The organism is Frankia sp. CeRuru1 (genome assembly GCF_977966315.1).
Map to the genome: position 1 here is coordinate 1 of NZ_CDWWEW010000544.1, position 732 is coordinate 732.

Consider the following 732-nt stretch of genomic DNA (forward strand, 5'->3'; position numbering starts at 1 on the left):
TGGCCTGCCGAGTACTGGGCGTGTCCCGGTCGGGATATTACGACTGGATCGGCCGGCCACCGTCGTTACGGGAACAGGAGAACACCCTGCTCGCGAAACAGATCGAACGCATTCATCGCGAGTCGCGGGGGACCTACGGCTGGCCGCGGGTCCACGCCGAACTCGCCCTCGGCCTGGGCGTGCCGGTCAACCACAAACGGGTCGCAAGGCTGATGCGAGAGGCCGGCCTGCAGGGCGTCTACCGGCGCCGAGCCCGCCGCGGTCCTGTCGCCGAGGCGACCGCCGAGGACCTGGTCAACCGGCAGTTCGCCGTCGACGCCCCAGACCGGCTCTGGCTGACCGACATCACCGAACACCCCACCGGAGACGGGAAACTCTACTGCGCGGCCGTGATGGACGCCTATTCGAGGCGCATCATCGGCTGGTCAATCGCGCACCACATCCGCACCGAACTCGTCCTCGATGCCCTCGGCATGGCGATTCTTCGCCGACGGCCACCAGAGAAACAGACAATCCTGCACAGCGACCACGGAACGCAATACACATCGTGGGCGTTCGGAAACCGGCTGCGCATCGCCGGACTACTCCCGTCGATGGGCACGGTCGGCGACTGCTACGACAACTCGATGATGGAGTCCTTCTGGGGCACCCTACAACTCGAGATACTCGACCGACACACCTGGGAGAACCGCGACGAACTTGCCAACGCCATCTTCGAATCTTCGAATGGAT

General features: G+C 64.6%; 1 protein-coding gene. It reads left to right on the top strand.

Annotated features, from left to right (window positions below):
* Positions 1-20 precede the first annotated feature (20 nt).
* Positions 21-732 (top strand): IS3 family transposase (locus AC08OP_RS24090; RefSeq protein WP_476616263.1); only part of this gene is annotated, 712 nt, incomplete at its 3' end.